At 71.1% G+C, this 15,414-nt stretch carries 13 protein-coding genes; 12 read left to right on the top strand and 1 reads right to left on the bottom strand.

Annotation, left to right across the window (positions count from 1 at the left end; translation table 11 throughout):
• Positions 1 to 23: 23 nt before the first annotated feature.
• Complete coding sequence (locus ACFWAR_RS30335) at positions 24 to 1,070, bottom strand: rod shape-determining protein (RefSeq protein WP_385783904.1); 1,047 nt, start codon at positions 1,068 to 1,070, stop codon at positions 24 to 26.
• 117 nt (positions 1,071 to 1,187) lie between these two features.
• On the opposite strand from ACFWAR_RS30335, the gene ACFWAR_RS30330 reads away from it, so the two are divergent.
• The 12 genes from ACFWAR_RS30330 to ACFWAR_RS30275 all read left to right on the top strand — a co-directional run.
• On the top strand, positions 1,188 to 2,699 hold the full coding sequence (locus ACFWAR_RS30330) for a bifunctional folylpolyglutamate synthase/dihydrofolate synthase (RefSeq protein WP_385783901.1): 1,512 nt from the start codon (positions 1,188 to 1,190) through the stop codon (positions 2,697 to 2,699).
• 4 nt (positions 2,700 to 2,703) lie between these two features.
• A complete protein-coding gene (locus tag ACFWAR_RS30325; RefSeq protein ID WP_385783899.1) occupies positions 2,704 to 3,060 on the top strand; it encodes a DUF4233 domain-containing protein in 357 nt (118 codons plus the stop codon).
• A 64-nt stretch (positions 3,061 to 3,124) separates the two neighbouring features.
• Entirely contained in the window at positions 3,125 to 3,535 is a 411-nt protein-coding gene (ndk, locus tag ACFWAR_RS30320; RefSeq protein WP_354380244.1) for a nucleoside-diphosphate kinase, read from the top strand.
• A 295-nt stretch (positions 3,536 to 3,830) separates the two neighbouring features.
• Positions 3,831 to 4,850, top strand: a complete 1,020-nt coding sequence (locus ACFWAR_RS30315) for a rod shape-determining protein (protein ID WP_008738981.1) — start codon at positions 3,831 to 3,833, stop codon at positions 4,848 to 4,850.
• A gap of 156 nt (positions 4,851 to 5,006) precedes the next feature.
• Entirely contained in the window at positions 5,007 to 5,948 is a 942-nt protein-coding gene (gene mreC / locus ACFWAR_RS30310) for a rod shape-determining protein MreC (RefSeq protein WP_385783896.1), read from the top strand.
• 12 nt (positions 5,949 to 5,960) lie between these two features.
• A complete protein-coding gene (gene mreD / locus ACFWAR_RS30305) occupies positions 5,961 to 6,674 on the top strand; it encodes a rod shape-determining protein MreD (protein WP_385783894.1) in 714 nt (237 codons plus the stop codon).
• A 13-nt stretch (positions 6,675 to 6,687) separates the two neighbouring features.
• The gene (mrdA, locus tag ACFWAR_RS30300; protein ID WP_385783891.1) at positions 6,688 to 8,865 is read left to right on the top strand and encodes a penicillin-binding protein 2; all 2,178 of its coding nucleotides are present in this window, start codon (positions 6,688 to 6,690) and stop codon (positions 8,863 to 8,865) included.
• Complete coding sequence (gene rodA / locus ACFWAR_RS30295) at positions 8,865 to 10,064, top strand: rod shape-determining protein RodA (protein WP_385783889.1); 1,200 nt, start codon at positions 8,865 to 8,867, stop codon at positions 10,062 to 10,064. The genes mrdA and rodA overlap by 1 nt, the downstream gene beginning before the upstream one ends.
• 91 nt (positions 10,065 to 10,155) lie before the next feature.
• Positions 10,156 to 11,679, top strand: a complete 1,524-nt coding sequence (locus ACFWAR_RS30290; RefSeq protein ID WP_385783886.1) for a CHAD domain-containing protein — start codon at positions 10,156 to 10,158, stop codon at positions 11,677 to 11,679.
• 80 nt (positions 11,680 to 11,759) lie between these two features.
• The gene (locus tag ACFWAR_RS30285; RefSeq protein ID WP_385783883.1) at positions 11,760 to 13,685 is read left to right on the top strand and encodes a TIGR03960 family B12-binding radical SAM protein; all 1,926 of its coding nucleotides are present in this window, start codon (positions 11,760 to 11,762) and stop codon (positions 13,683 to 13,685) included.
• A gap of 372 nt (positions 13,686 to 14,057) precedes the next feature.
• Entirely contained in the window at positions 14,058 to 14,849 is a 792-nt protein-coding gene (locus ACFWAR_RS30280; RefSeq protein WP_385783880.1) for a TIGR03936 family radical SAM-associated protein, read from the top strand.
• 235 nt (positions 14,850 to 15,084) lie between these two features.
• On the top strand, positions 15,085 to 15,414 hold a 330-nt coding region (locus tag ACFWAR_RS30275; RefSeq protein WP_385783877.1), incomplete at its 3' end, for a hypothetical protein.

The following is a 15,414-nucleotide window of genomic DNA, read 5'->3' as shown; positions in this document are numbered from 1 at the left end:
GGCGGCGGTCGGCCGCGCGCCGGCTACTTCGCCGGGGACAGCAGCGAGTTGAGCGTGTCCATGTCCTCCACGCACTTGCCCGAGCCCAGGGCCACGCAGTCCAGCGGGTTCTCCGCGACGAAGACCGGGATCCCGGTCGCCGAGGCGAGGCGCAGCTCCAGACCCGGTAGCAGCGCGCCGCCGCCGGTGAGCACGATCCCGTACTCCATCACGTCACCGGACAGCTCCGGCGGGCACTCCTCCAGGGTGGTGCGCACGGCCGCGATGATCGCCTCGACCGGCTCGTCGAGGGCGGAGCGGACGTCGTAGGCCGTCAGCTCCAGGGTCTTGGGCATCCCCGCGACCTTCTCCCGGCCGCGCACGGTGAAGGTGCGCTCCTCCAGCTCCGGGCTGCCCGGGACGGGCCAGGCCGAGCCGATGGCGCACTTGATGTCCTCGGCGGTCCGCTCGCCGATGAGCAGCGAGTGCTCCTTGCGGACGTAGTCGATGATCGCCGCGTCGAGCCGGTCCCCGCCGACCCGCAGCGACCGCGAGGTGACGATCCCGCCCAGCGAGATCACGGCGACCTCGGTGGTGCCCCCGCCGATGTCCACCACCATCGAGCCGCGCGGCTCCGAGACCGGCAGCCCGGCGCCGATCGCCGCCGCCATCGGTTCCTCGATCAGGTGGACGGCCTTGGCCCCGGCCCGGGTCGAGGCGTGGATGATGGCCCGCCGCTCGACCGGGGTGACCCCGGACGGCACGCAGACCACCATGCGGGTGCGCGGCCTGCGGCCCGGCACGGCCTTGCGCACGAAGTGCCGGATCATCTCCTCCGCGGCCTCGTAGTCGCAGATCACGCCGCCCTGGAGCGGGCGGATCGCGGTGATGGAGCCGGGGGTGCGGCCGATGGTCTCCTTGGCTTCCGTGCCCACGGCCACGGCCGCCGTGGTTCCCGCCCGGACCGCCACCACGGACGGCTCATTGAGCACGATGCCGTGCCCCCGTGCGTAGACGAGGGTGTTCGCGGTCCCCAGGTCTATTCCTATGTCGCGGCTGGATCCTGTCTTATTGCTGCTGGCCTGCGGCATTTGTTCCCCAATCTCCTGCCGCAAGACTCGCATAACGATCTGGTCGCCCTTTGCGCCCAAGGTCCCGAAACGCCCGGGCCGAAAGTCCTTCCGCTCCCCGTCCGTAGACTGGGGCCCGTGAGTGAGCAGCAGCCCGAGAGCGACGACCGGCCCGACGAGTTCGACCAGATCGTGGCCGAAGAGACCGACCGCGACCCCGACCTGGCGGTGATCGAGGCGGGCAGCCGCACCCTGCGCGCCCATGGGGGTGCGCCGCAGGGCGACCAGGCCCCCTCCCGCCCCGAGGACCCGGAGGTGGAGCGGGCCCTGCGCGAGGTGGAGCAGGAGCTCGCCGGCCGCTGGGGCGAGACCAAGCTGGAGCCGTCCGTCACGCGCATCGCGGCGCTGATGGACGTCCTGGGGTCACCGCAGCGCGCCTACCCCTCCATCCACGTGACCGGCACCAACGGCAAGACCAGCACCGCCCGCATGATCGAGGCCCTGTTGGTCGCCTTCGAGCTGCGCACCGGGCGCTACACCAGCCCGCACGTGCAGTCGATCACCGAGCGGATCAGCCTCGACGGGCTGCCGATCAGCCACGAGCGGTTCGTGGAGACCTACCACGACATCAAGCCGTACGTGGAGATGGTCGACGCCGCCGAGGAGTACCGGCTGTCCTTCTTCGAGGTGCTCACCGGGATGGCCTACGCGGCCTTCGCGGACGCCCCCGTCGACGCGGCCGTGGTCGAGGTCGGCATGGGCGGCAGCTGGGACGCCACCAACGTGATCGACGGCTCGGTCGCGGTGATCACCCCGATCAGCCTGGACCACACGGACCGGCTCGGCTCCACTCCCGGCGAGATCGCGCAGGAGAAGGGCGGGATCATCAAGCAGGGCGCCGCCGTGATCCTCGCGCAGCAGCCGGTGGACGCGGCGCAGGTGCTGCTGAAGAAGGCCGTGGAGGTGGACGCGACCGTGGCCCGCGAGGGCATGGAGTTCGGCGTGGTCGCCCGCGAGGTCGCGGTCGGCGGTCAGCACCTGACCCTGCGCGGGCTGGGCGGCGAGTACGAGGACATCTTCCTGCCGCTGTACGGCGCCCACATGGCCCACAACGCGGCGGTGGCCCTGGCGGCCGTAGAGGCGTTCTTCGGGATCGGCGCCGAGCACGCGCGTCCGCTGGACGTGGACACCGTGCGCAAGGCCTTCGCCTCCGTGTCCTCCCCGGGCCGGATGGAGGTCGTCCGGCGCAGCCCCACGGTGGTGCTGGACGCCGCGCACAACCCGGCGGGCGCCCTGGCCACGGCCGAGGCGGTCACCGAGTCCTTCGGCTTCAGCCGGCTCATCGGCGTGGTCGCCGCGAGCGAGGGCAAGGACGTCAGGGGCCTCCTGGAGGCCTTCGAGCCGATCTTCGCCGAGGTCGTGGTGACCGAGAACGCCAGTCACCGGGCGATGGGCGCTGACGAGCTGGCCGCGGTCGCCGTGGAGGTCTTCGGCGCCGAGCGGGTACAGGTGGAGCCCCGTTTGGACGATGCGCTGGAGGCGGCCATCACCCTGGCGGAGGAAGAGGCCGAATTCGGAGGGGCCGGGGTCCTGGTGACCGGCTCCGTCATCACGGTGGGCGAGGCACGCCTGCTGTTCAAGAGGGGCTGAGGACATGCACACGCTCTGTGCCAGCACGCTGATCGGCGAGTTCTTCGTGATCGGCTTCGCCGGTCTGGTCGCGATGAAGGACCCGGACCTGACGCAGGCCACGGTCTGGACGGTCTGCGGGGTCACCATGCTGCTGTCGGTACTGCTGTGCGGGATGCTCTCGCGCCCCGGCGCCGTCCAGATCGGGTGGGCGCTGCAGATCGGGCTGGTCCTGAGCGGGTTCGTCGTTCCGACGATGTTCATCCTCGGTGCGGTGTTCGCGGGCCTGTGGTGGTGTTCCGTGCACTACGGGCGGAAGATCGACGTCATCAAGGCCCGCTGGGCCGCGCAGGCGGAGGCGGCCGCTCCTGACGCTGCGTGACGGGGGCCCGTACGGCCCCTGTAGCCTCGACGCACCGCACCCGTATGCCGCAAGGAGTTAGAACATGACCCAGCGCACTCTCGTCCTGCTCAAGCCCGACGCCGTCCGTCGTGGTCTGATCGGCGAGGTCATCGGCCGGATCGAGCGCAAGGCCGGCTGGACCATCCCCGCGCTGGAGCTGCGGACGCTGGACCAGGAGACCCTGGAGGCGCACTACGGGGAGCACAAGGGCAAGCCGTTCTACGAGCCCCTGATGGGCTTCATGTCCTCCGGTCCGATCGTCGCCCTGGTGGTCGAAGGGGAACGCGTGATCGAGGGTGTCCGCCAGCTGGCCGGACCCACTGACCCGATCGCCGCGGCGCCCGGGTCCATCCGGGGCGACTTCGGCACCATCACCCGGGAGAACCTGATCCACGCGTCGGATTCCGAGGAGTCCGCCGAGCGGGAGCTGAAGCTGTTCTTCCCGGCTCTCTGATGACTCTTTCCTGACGGAACATCAGCCGAATAGCGCTCATGACCTGGGGCGACCGAATTAATTTCGGTCGCCCTTCGGTATTAACGGGTGATCACGGGAACGTATGCGCAGGACGTGACGTCACCACTAGGGGGCGGGTTTCCGTTCCGGCGGGATTGCCGGAGTCCCGTCGCGCGGTGCCCGTACTTGCGGCATTACGATGGGGCCTCCACCCACACACCCACCTCGCCGACCTGACAGCAGCCGCTATCAACTGGAAGGCCAGACGCTCCTCATGGGGAACAAGGGGAACAACATGTCGTTCATCGGCCGTGACATGGCGATCGACCTCGGGACCGCCAACACGCTGGTGTACGTGAGGGGCCGGGGTATCGTCCTGAACGAGCCGTCCGTGGTCGCCATCAACACGAACACCGGTGGCATTCTGGCGGTCGGTTCCGAAGCGAAGAAGATGATCGGGCGCACGCCCGGCAACATCGTCGCCGTACGCCCCCTCAAGGACGGCGTGATCGCCGACTTCGAGATCACCGAGCGCATGCTCCGGTACTTCATCCTCAAGATCCACAAGCGCCGCTACCTGGCCCGTCCGCGCGTCGTGGTCTGCGTACCCTCCGGCATCACGGGAGTGGAGCGGCGCGCCGTCATCGAGGCGTCCACGCAGGCCGGCGCCCGCCAGGTGCACATCATCGAAGAGCCCATGGCCGCCGCCATCGGCTCGGGCCTGCCCGTCCACGAGGCCACCGGCAACATGGTCGTGGACATCGGCGGCGGCACCACCGAGGTCGCCGTCATCTCGCTCGGCGGAATCGTCACGGCGCAGTCCATCCGGGTGGCCGGTGACGAGCTGGACAACGCGATCATCCAGCACATCAAGAAGGAGTACTCGCTCCTCCTCGGCGAGCGCACCGCCGAGCAGATCAAGATCACCATCGGGTCGGCCTACGACCTCGACAAGGACGAGCACACCGAGATCCGCGGCCGCGACCTCGTCTCGGGCCTGCCCAAGACCGTGGTCATCTCCGCGGCCGAGGTGCGCAAGGCCATCGAGGAGCCCGTCAACGCCATCGTCGACGCGGTCAAGACGACCCTGGACAAGTGCCCGCCGGAGCTGTCCGGCGACATCATGGACCGCGGCATCGTCCTCACCGGCGGCGGCGCCCTGCTGCGCGGCCTCGACGAGCGGCTGCGCCGCGAGACCGGCATGCCGATCCACATCGCCGAGGACCCCCTCGACTCGGTCGCGCTCGGATCCGGCAAGTGCGTGGAGGAGTTCGAGGCGCTCCAGCAGGTCCTGGACGCGCAGCCCCGCCGCTGACCCGCCCCGCCGCGCGCCCCTCTGCCAGGGGGCCCACGGGGCGGACGGCCTTGCGGAACACAAGGATCCGCCGTACGGGTGCTGTCGCTCCCGTACGGCGGATCGTTGATATACAGGCAGGGAAATATTCCGACGAGGAAGGCACGGCCGCCGCACGTGAGGGACACACGAGAGAGCCGGCTGCTCCTGGTGCTGCTGATCGCCATCGCGTTCGCATTGATCACGGTGGACATCAGAGCGGGCGAGGAGTCACCGGTCGACGGTGCCCGGCAGGCCGCCGCAGCGGTCTTCGGCCCGGTCGAGAAGGGCGTGGCGACCGCGGTGGACCCGGTCGCCAACGCCATAGGGGCGGTGCGCGACTCCGGTGAGCGCCACAACCGCATCACCGTGCTCGAGGGCGAGAACGCCGCGCTCAAGGCCAAACTGGGCAGCGACGACCGCAACAAGAGCCGGATCCACGAGCTGGACGAGATGCTCAAGCGCGCCGGTTCCGGCCAGTACGGCATCAAGGGCGCCGAGGTCATCGCCATAGGAGCGGCCCAGGGCTTCTCCTGGACCGTGACCATCGACGCCGGCAGCAAGGACGGCATCGAACGCGACATGACCGTCCTCAACGGCGACGGACTCGTCGGCCGGGTCACCACCGTCGGCCCCGACACCGCCACCGTCGTCCTGGCCAACGACCCGGACTTCACGGTGGGCACCCGCCTGGAGAAGACCGGCGAGCTCGGCTTCGCCACCGGCCAGGGCGACCGCGCCCTGTCCGTCCAGATGCTCAACGGCAAGGCCAAGGTCAGCCCCGGCGACCGCCTCGTCACCTTCGGCTCGCGCGGCAACAAGCCCTTCGTGCCCGGCGTCCCGATCGGCGAGGTGGTCAAGGTCGACCCCTCCCGCGGCGACCTCACCCGCACGATCTGGGTCCGCCCCTACGTCGGCTTCTCCCGCCTCGACATCGTCGGCGTCGTGGTCATGCCGCCCCGACAGGACCCGCGCGACGCCGTCCTGCCGCCCAAGCCCGAGGGACCCAAGCCGACGCCGACCGTCACCGTCACCGTCGCGCCGTCCCCCAGCGGGTCCGTCAAGCCGGCCGACGAGTAGGAGCCGACCGCCATGCGCTTCAACCGCATCCTGCTCTCCACGACCCTGGTCGTGGTCGCCCTCGTCGTCCAGGTCAGCGTGCTGGGGCGGCTCCAGCTGCCCGGCGCCGTCCCCGACCTGGTCCTGCTCACCGTCGTCGCCCTCGCCCTGGTCTACGGACCGGTCAGCGGAGCCCTGATCGGCTTCAGCGCCGGACTGCTGACCGACCTGGCCCCGCCGGCCGACCACGCCGCCGGCCGCTACGCCCTGGTGCTCTGCCTCACCGGGTACGTCTGCGGGCTGGTGCGGCCCGACACCGGGCGCTTCCGTTCCGCCTGGGGGCCGATGCTCACCGTGGTGGCCGCCGCCGTCGGCTCCACGCTGCTCTACGCGGGCGTGGGCGCCCTCGTCGGCGACACCGCCGCCCGCCACGTCGGGCTGAGCGGACTGCTGTTCACCGCGGTCCTCTACGACCTGCTGCTCGCACCCTTCACGGTGCCGTTCCTGATGGCGCTGGCCCGGCGCGCGGAGAACGACCCGATGGCCGTCGAGACGGGCGGCGGCCCGGCGCAGGGCGCCGACGTGGCCTCCGGCTGGCTCTCGGGCGGCACGGGCCTGCGCATCGGCAGCCAGCGCGGCGGTCTGCGGATGAAGACCGCGCGCAGCCGCGCGAACAAGGCCGTGCGCATAAAGGGCGTCAAGGGGGTCAAGGGCGTGAAGAGCGTCAAGGGCGTCAAGAAGCTGTGACGGGGGACCGCGCGTGACCAACATTCCCGAGACCGGCCGCACCCCCCGGGTGCAGATCCGGCTCGTCATCCTCCAGGTGCTCGTCTTCTCGCTGCTGCTCACCCTCGGCGGGCGGCTGTGGTACCTGCAGATCCGCAACGGCGCGGAGTACGCGGACGAGGCCAAGAACAACCACGTCCAGCAGGTCGTCCAGCCCGCCGTGCGCGGGTCGGTCCTCGACGCCCGCGGGGTGGCCCTCGCCGACAACGAGACCCGCCTGGTCGTCTCCGCCAGCCGCACCGAGCTGATGAAGATAAAGGACAAGGGCAAGGACGTCCTGACCCGGCTGGCCGGGGTCCTGGACATGAAGCCGCAGGAGGTCATGGACAAGGTCCGCCTCTGCGACTCCAAGACCCCCCAGCCGTGCTGGAACGGCTCCCCGTACCAGCCGATCCCGGTCACGCTCGAAGCCACCACCCAGCAGGCCCTGCAGATCCGCGAGCGCCCCGAGGACTTCCCCGGCATCACCGCCGAGCCCACCGCCGTACGCCGCTACCCGGCCCCCGGCGGCGCCAACACCGGCCAGGTCCTCGGCTACCTCTCGCCCGTCACCGACAGCGAGATCCAGACCGCCAAGACCACCAACTCGCCCTTCCTGCGCTCCGACCAGGTCGGCCGCTTCGGCCTGGAGCGCACCTACGACAAGGCGCTGCGCGGCAAGTCGGGCGTCACCCGCTACGAGGTCGACAACCTCGGCCGCGTCATCGGCGAGGCCAAGAACGACCCCGCGGTCCCCGGCGCCAACGTGGTCACCAGCATCGACTCCCGGGTCCAGGCGGTCACCGAGTACGAGCTGAACGCGGCCATGGTCGAGGCCCGCAAGCAGAACGACCGCAACACCGGCGTCAACTACAAGGCCGACGCGGGCGCCGTCGTCGTCCTGGAGTCCAAGACCGGCCGCGTCGTGGCCATGGCCTCCAACCCGACCTACGACCCCAACGTCTGGGTCGGCGGGATCTCCGGCAAGGACTACGCCAAGCTCACCGCCAAGGAGTCCAACGTCCCGCTGATGAACCGGGCGATCCAGGGCCAGGCCGCCCCCGGCTCCATCTTCAAGGTCATCCCCACCGCCGCCGCCGTCAACGCCGGGTACGCCTTCGACGGCAACTACCCCTGCCCCAGCTCGTACTCCATCGGCGGCCAGGTCTTCAAGAACTTCGAGTCCCAGGGCCACGGTTCGATCACCCTCGGCCAGGCCCTGGAGGTCTCCTGCGACACCGTCTTCTACGCCCTCGCCCACCAGCAGTGGCAGAAGGACGGCGCGCTCAAGCCGGTGAAGAACCCGGCGGACATCTTCTACAAGACGGCCCACGAGTTCGGCCTCGGCGCGGAGACCCACGTCGACCTGCCGGGCGAGGAGAAGGGCCGGGTCCCCGACCGCCAGTGGAAGCAGCGGTTCTGGGAGGCCAACAAGGACCAGTGGTGCAAGGTCGGCAAGAAGGGCGGCACCTACATCGAGCTGCTCTCCTACGAGAACTGCCTCGAAGGCAACATGATGCGCGCCGGTGACTCCGTCAACTACTCGATCGGCCAGGGCGACACCCTCGTCACCCCGATCCAGATGGCCACCATCTACGCCGCCATCTCCAACGGCGGCACGATGTGGAACCCCACCATCGGCAAGGCGATCGTCAGCGCCGACGGCAAGAACGTCCAGGAGATCAAGCCCCAGGCCCACGGCAAGCTGCCGATGGACGAGAAGACCCGGTCGCAGATAAACGATGCGCTGGAGGGCGTCGCCACGCGCGGCACCGCCGCCTGGCGCTTCGGCGGCTGGCCGCAGAAGCAGATCCCGATGCACGCCAAGACCGGCACCGCCGAGGTCTACGGCAAGCAGACGACGTCCTGGTTCGCCACGTACACCGAGGACTACACGATCGTGATGACGATCTCCCAGGGCGGTACCGGTTCCGGTGCCTCCGGTCCCGCCGTGCGCAACATCTACAACGCGATCTACGGCCTCGACATGGCCGGCAAGCAGGACCTCTCCAAGGCCCTGCTGCCGCACCCCGAGACCGCGCTCCCCACGATCCAGCCCGACGGCTCGATCGACGCGCCCGAGGTCAAGCCCTACGTCCCGCCGAGCCCGACGGACGCGCCGCCGCCCGCCGCCGGCCCGCCGCGCAGCCCGGGAACCGGGAGGCAGGACTGATGCCCGGACCGAACGCCTTCTCCGTCTCCCGCTACGGCCCCGACCGGAGCGCGATCGGCAAGCTCACCGCCCGGGACTCGATGCTGTGGCGGCTGGACTGGCCGATACTGCTCAGCGCGCTGGCGCTGTCCTTCATCGGCTCGCTGCTGGTGTGGTCGGCCACCCGCAACCGCACCTCGCTGAACAACGGCGACCCGTACTACTTCCTCTTCCGGCACGCCATGAACACCGGCATCGGCCTGGTGCTGATGATCGGCACGGTCTGGCTCGGCCACCGCACCCTGCGCGGCGCGGTGCCGATCCTCTACGGGCTCTCGCTGGTCCTGGTCCTGGCCGTGCTCACCCCGCTCGGCGCGACCATCAACGGCGCGCACGCCTGGATCGTCATCGGTGGCGGCTTCTCGCTCCAGCCCTCCGAGTTCTGCAAGATCACCATCATCCTGATCATGGCGATGCTGCTCTCGCACCGGGTGGACGCGGGGGACCTCGACCACCCCGACCACCGCACCGTGGCCAAGGCGCTCTGCCTGGCCGCCGCGCCCATGGGCATCGTCATGCTGATGCCCGACCTCGGCTCGGTCATGGTCATGCTGGTCATCGTGCTCGGGGTGCTGCTGGCCTCCGGGGCCTCCAACCGGTGGGTGCTCGGGCTGCTCGGATCCGGCGCGCTGGGCGCCGTACTCATCTGGCAGCTCGGCATCCTCGACGAGTACCAGATCAACCGCTTCGCGGCCTTCGCGAACCCGGCCCTGGACCCGGCGGGCGTCGGCTACAACACCAACCAGGCCCGGATCGCGATCGGCTCCGGCGGACTGTTCGGCGAGGGGCTCTTCCAGGGCTCCCAGACCACCGGCCAGTTCGTGCCGGAGCAGCAGACCGACTTCGTCTTCACCGTGGCGGGGGAGGAGCTGGGCTTCGTCGGGGCCGGGCTGATCCTGGTCCTGCTCGGCGTGGTGCTCTGGCGGGCCTGCGTGATCGCCCGCGAGACCACCGAGCTGTACGGGACGATCGTGGCCGCCGGGATCATCGCCTGGTTCGCCTTCCAGGCCTTCGAGAACATCGGCATGACGCTCGGCATCATGCCGGTGGCCGGACTGCCGCTGCCCTTCGTCTCCTACGGAGGATCGTCGATGTTCGCCGTGTGGGTGGCCATCGGGCTGTTGCAGTCGATCAGGGTGCAACGGCCGATGTCGGCCTGAGGGGCCGTTGTCGGCCGGATCCGTGGCCGACGCGCGGCCGTCCCCGGCGTTCGCCTTCACTTCGTCTTCCGTTCAGGACTACGTTCGGTCCATGGCGGAGACCAAGCGCGAAGTCGAGCGGAAATTCGAGTTCACGAGCGTCAAGGCGGGACGGCGCGGCGTACCGGACCTGACGGGCACGGCCGGCATCGCCGCGGTCCTCGACCGCGGCACCGTCGAACTCGACGCGGTCTACTACGACACCCCCGACCAGCGGCTCGCCGCCGACGGCCTGACCCTGCGGCGCAGGACCGGCGGCGAGGACGCCGGCTGGCACCTCAAGCTCCCCGTCTCGCCCGGGGTGCGCGACGAAGTGCGCGCGGGACTCACCGACGGCGTGCCGCGCGCCCTCACCGCCCTGCTGCGCTCCCGGGTCCGCGACGCGGCGCTCGTCCCGCAGATGCGGCTGCTGTCCTCGCGCAAGGTGCTCCACCTCCTGGACGAGGGGGGAGCGCTGCTCGCGGAGCTGAGCACCGATGCCGTGCGCGCCGAGGGCCACGACACCACCGCCACCTGGACCGAGGTGGAGGTCGAACTCGCCGACGACGTCGACCCCGCCCTGCTCGACGCCGTCGAGCAGCGCCTGCGCAAGGCCGGACTCGCCGTCTCCGCCGCCCCCTCCAAACTCGCCCGCGCCCTCGCCGAGACCGGATCCGCGCCCGCCCCCCGGCCCGGCGCCGACCCGGCCGACGACACCGCGGGCGCCCACGTCCTCGCGTACCTGCGCGCCCAGCGCGACGCCCTCGTCGCCCAGGACCCGGCCGTCCGGCGCGCGCTGCCCGACGCCGTGCACCAGATGCGCGTCGCCACCCGCCGCCTGCGCAGCGCGCTGCGCACCCACCGCCGCGTCCTGGACCGCGAGCGCACCGACCCGCTCGGCCAGGAGCTGCGCTGGCTCGCCGGCGAGCTCGGCGTCGACCGCGACCAGGAGGTCCTCCTGGACCGCCTGCGCACCCGCCTCGGCGAACTCCCGCAGACCCTGGTGCTCGGCCCCGTCCGCGCCCGCCTGCGCATCTGGAACACCGCCCGCCGCTCCGGCTCCCGGCGCCGCGCCCTCGCCACCCTCGACGGCAAGCGCTACCTCGCCCTGCTCGACGCCCTGGACGCGCTGCTCCAGGACCCGCCGCTGCTCCCGGCCGCCGCGAAGCCGGCCCCGCGGGTCCTGCCCAAGGCCGTCCTCGCCGACTACGAACGCCTCTCCGGCCGGATCGGCACGGCGCTCGCCCTCACCCCCGGCGAGGACCGCGACCTGGCCCTGCACGACGCGCGCAAGGCCGCCAAGCGCGCCCGCTACGCGGCGGAAGCCGCCGTACCGGCCCTCGGCGCCCCGGCGAAACGGCTGGCCAAGGCCATGAAGTCGGTCCAGACCCTGCTCGGCGACCACCAGGACAGCGTGGTCGCCCGCGACGCCCTGCGCGCCCTGGCCGTCCAGGCGAACGGCGCGGGGGAGTCCTCCTTCACCTGGGGCCTGCTGCACGGACGCGAGGAGGCCCTGGCCGAGCGCCGCGAACGCGAACTCCCCGCGGCCTGGGCCGAAGCCTCCGACCCGCGGCTCCGGGCCCCGCTGGGCGGTTAGCCGGTGATCGGGGCGGCGGGTGGCGCCCGTGCCCCGGGGTACGCTTGAGAGTCGCCCCCTGCCCGCTTCACGAAAGTCGCGTGATGACCGAGTCGGTCTTCCCTCAGCTCGAGGCCCTGCTTCCGCACGTCCAGAAGCCGATCCAGTACGTCGGCGGGGAGCTGAACTCCACCGTCAAGAACTGGGACGAATGTGACGTCCGCTGGGCGCTCATGTACCCGGACGCCTACGAGGTCGGACTGCCCAACCAGGGCGTCATGATCCTCTACGAGGTGCTCAACGAGCGCGAGGGCGTCCTCGCCGAGCGCACCTACAGCGTGTGGCCCGACCTCGAAGAGCTGATGCGCGAGCACAAGGTGCCGCAGTTCACGGTCGACTCCCACCGCCCCGTGGGCGCCTTCGACGTGTTCGGCCTGTCCTTCTCCACGGAGCTGGGCTACACCAACATGCTCACGGCACTGGAGCTGGCGGGCATCCCGCTGGAGGCCAAGGACCGTACGATCGACGACCCGATCGTCCTCGCGGGCGGCCACGCGGCCTTCAACCCCGAGCCGATCGCGGACTTCATCGACTGCGCGGTCATCGGCGACGGCGAGCAGGCCGTCCTCGACATGACCGACATCATCCGCGCCTGGAAGGCCGAGGGCCGTCCGGGCGGGCGCGAAGAGGTCCTGCTGCGCCTGGCGAAGACCGGCGGGGTGTACGTGCCGGGCTTCTACGACGTCGAATACCTCCCGGACGGCCGCATCGCGCGTGTCCTTCCGAACCGCTCCGGCGTTCCGTACCGGGTGTCCAAGCACACGGTCATGGACCTCGACGAGTGGCCCTACCCGAAGCAGCCCCTGGTCCCGCTCGCCGAGACCGTCCACGAGCGCATGTCCGTGGAGATCTTCCGCGGCTGCACCCGCGGCTGCCGTTTCTGCCAGGCCGGCATGATCACGCGTCCCGTACGGGAGCGAAGCATCACCGGCATCGGCGAAATGGTGGAGCGGGGCCTGAAGGCGACCGGCTTCGAAGAGGTCGGCCTGCTCTCGCTGTCGTCCGCGGACCACACCGAGATCGCGGACATCGCCAAGGGCCTGGCGGACCGCTACACGGAGGACAAGGTGGGCCTGTCCCTCCCGTCCACCCGCGTGGACGCGTTCAACGTGGACCTGGCCAACGAGCTGACCCGCAACGGTCGCCGCTCGGGCCTCACCTTCGCCCCCGAGGGCGGATCCGAGCGCATGCGCAAGGTCATCAACAAGATGGTCTCGGAAGAGGACCTGATCCGCACGGTCGCCACCGCCTACGGCAACGGCTGGCGCCAGGTGAAGCTGTACTTCATGGTCGGCCTGCCGACCGAGACCGACGAGGACGTCCTGCAGATCGGCGACATGGCGGTCAACGTCATCGCCAAGGGCCGCGAGGTCTCCGGGCAGAACGACATCCGCTGCACGGTGTCCATCGGCGGGTTCGTGCCCAAGCCGCACACCCCCTTCCAGTGGGCCCCGCAGCTGTCGGCCGAGGAGACGGACGCGCGCCTGACCAAGCTGCGCGACAAGCTCCGCGGCGACAAGAAGTACGGCCGCTCCATCGGCTTCCGCTACCACGACGGCAAGCCGGGCGTGGTCGAAGGCCTGCTGTCGCGCGGTGACCGCCGCATCGGCGACGTCATCCGCGCCGTCTACGAATCGGGCGGTCGCTTCGACGGCTGGCGCGAGCACTTCTCCTACGACCGCTGGATGCGGGCGGCCGAGAAGACGCTGCCCGCGTACGGCGTGGACGTGGCCTGGTACACGACCCGCGAGCGCACCTACGAGGAGGTCCTGCCCTGGGACCACCTCGACTCCGGTCTCGACAAGGACTGGCTCTGGGAGGACTGGCAGGACGCCCTCGACGAGACCGAGGTCGAGGACTGCCGCTGGACCCCGTGCTTCGACTGCGGCGTCTGCCCGCAGATGGACACCCAGATCCAGATCGGCCCCACGGGCCAGAAGCTGCTGCCGCTGTCGGTCGTGAAGTAGCCGCCACGACGGCCGTCACCGCTGTCGCGCACGTGCCCCCGCCGGGATCCGGCGGGGGCACGCGCGTTCGGGCGGCGCCCGAAGGCCCGTGCGCCGCGGGGCGCGCCGAGCGGCTCGCCGATCCCGGTTCCCTCGACCCGGGCTGATCCTCCCGTGCAACCGAGGAGGTCACGGGCGCGTACTGTGGGTAGTACGACAGCTGACGGCGACGCGCACGCACCCGAGATCTCCCCGCGCCAGCGGGGGTGAGCCGGAGTAGCGGGCACGGCCGGACGGCTCCACAGACCTCGGACGGTGCGCGAGAGCGCCCGCCCCGCACAAGGAGAAGAACCACTGGGCAAGCGACAGCCCGAAGGCCCCCCTCCCGCACCGGTGGTACAGCGCATCCGACTGCGCTACACCAAGCGCGGCCGCCTCCGGTTCACCAGCCACCGCGACTTCCAGCGAGCCTTCGAGCGGGCCCTGCGCCGCGCCGAGGTTCCGATGGCCTATTCGGCGGGCTTCACCCCGCACCCCAGGGTCTCGTACGCGAACGCGGCCCCCACCGGGACCGGCAGCGAAGCCGAGTACCTGGAGATCGCCCTCGCCGCGCCCCGCGACCCGCAGACGCTGCGCGCCCTGCTCGACGAGTCGATGCCGGCCGGCCTGGACATCGTCGACGCCGTCGAAGCCCGCACCTCGGGCCTCGCGGACCGGCTCACCGCCTCGATCTGGGAACTGCGCCTGGACGGCACGGACCCCGCCGAGGCCGAGCGGGCCGTGGCCCTCTTCCTCGCCGCCGAGACCGTGGAGGTCCAGCGCCGTACGAAGAACGGCATGCGCACCTTCGACACGCGCGGCGCCGTCGTCAGCCTCGACCTGGCCGCGACCTCGGCCGTTCCGGCTGATAGGCCGCTGGACAGTGCTTGTGCGATACTGCGGCTGGTTGTTCGGCATCTGACACCTGCCGTTCGACCCGACGACGTCCTGTCCGGTCTCCGAGCTGTGGCCGACCTGGCGCCGCCGGTCCCCGCAGCGGTGACCAGGCTGGCGCAGGGGCTCTTCGACGAGGAGTCCGGCACGGTGACCGACCCGCTCGCGCCCGACCGCGAGGCCGTCACGGCCGCCCCACCCACGGCTGCCGTAGCGGCCGACGCGAAGGCGCCGGAAGGTCCCGCCGCGTAGGGACCGTCGTTGCCGCGCCACCCTGGCATCCGGGATCTTCCTGGGTCGGGCGGCGCAAAGACCTGAAGACTTCCGCCAGGCCGTACGGACAAACACGTACGGAACCGGCGGCCATGGACTACAGCTCCCGTGTGGCGCACGCGCCCCGGAGGCCGGTTCCGCGTTCATCGCGCGGAGCCGTGCCGGACCGGATGTCAGCCGCGGCGCCCGGGAGCGCGACGGGAGAACCCCGCACATGCTCAACAACGAGAACACCGCCAACGACAACACCGCCGAGGGCAACAGCCCCAGCGACAACCTGCCGCCGCGCAGGCGGCGCCGCGCCGCATCGCGGCCCGCCGGTCCGCCCGGCGCCGTCGTGACCGCCGAGACCTCCGAGGTCACCCCGGCCCCCGCCGCCGAGCCGGTCGCCGCGCCCGTCGAGGACGCCGCTCCCGCGCCGCGTGCCCGTCGTCGTGCCACCCGCGCCGTCGCCGCCCCGGCCGCCGAAGCCGCTCCGGTCGAGGCCGCGGCCCCCGCCGCCGAGCCGGTCGCCGCGCCCGCAGAGGACGCCGCCCCCGCACCC

The sequence above is a fragment of the Streptomyces sp. NPDC059917 genome, assembly GCF_042730635.1.
Classification (GTDB): Bacteria; Actinomycetota; Actinomycetes; order Streptomycetales; family Streptomycetaceae; genus Streptomyces.
The sequence above is the reverse complement of the archived record's forward strand: the minus strand, read 5'-3'. Positions and strand labels throughout refer to the sequence as shown.

Bases quoted from the DNA above. Each gene is read 5' to 3' on its own strand.
- ACFWAR_RS30335 (WP_385783904.1), bottom strand. From the start codon at position 1,070: ATGCCGCAGGCCAGCAGCAATAAGACAGGATCCAGCCGCGACATAGGA.
- ACFWAR_RS30325 (WP_385783899.1), top strand. From the start codon at position 2,704: ATGCACACGCTCTGTGCCAGCACGCTGATCGGCGAGTTCTTCGTGATC.
- ndk (WP_354380244.1), top strand. From the start codon at position 3,125: ATGACCCAGCGCACTCTCGTCCTGCTCAAGCCCGACGCCGTCCGTCGT.
- rodA (WP_385783889.1), top strand. From the start codon at position 8,865: ATGCCCGGACCGAACGCCTTCTCCGTCTCCCGCTACGGCCCCGACCGG.
- ACFWAR_RS30315 (WP_008738981.1), top strand. From the start codon at position 3,831: ATGTCGTTCATCGGCCGTGACATGGCGATCGACCTCGGGACCGCCAAC.
- ACFWAR_RS30290 (WP_385783886.1), top strand. From the start codon at position 10,156: ATGGCGGAGACCAAGCGCGAAGTCGAGCGGAAATTCGAGTTCACGAGC.
- mreD (WP_385783894.1), top strand. From the start codon at position 5,961: ATGCGCTTCAACCGCATCCTGCTCTCCACGACCCTGGTCGTGGTCGCC.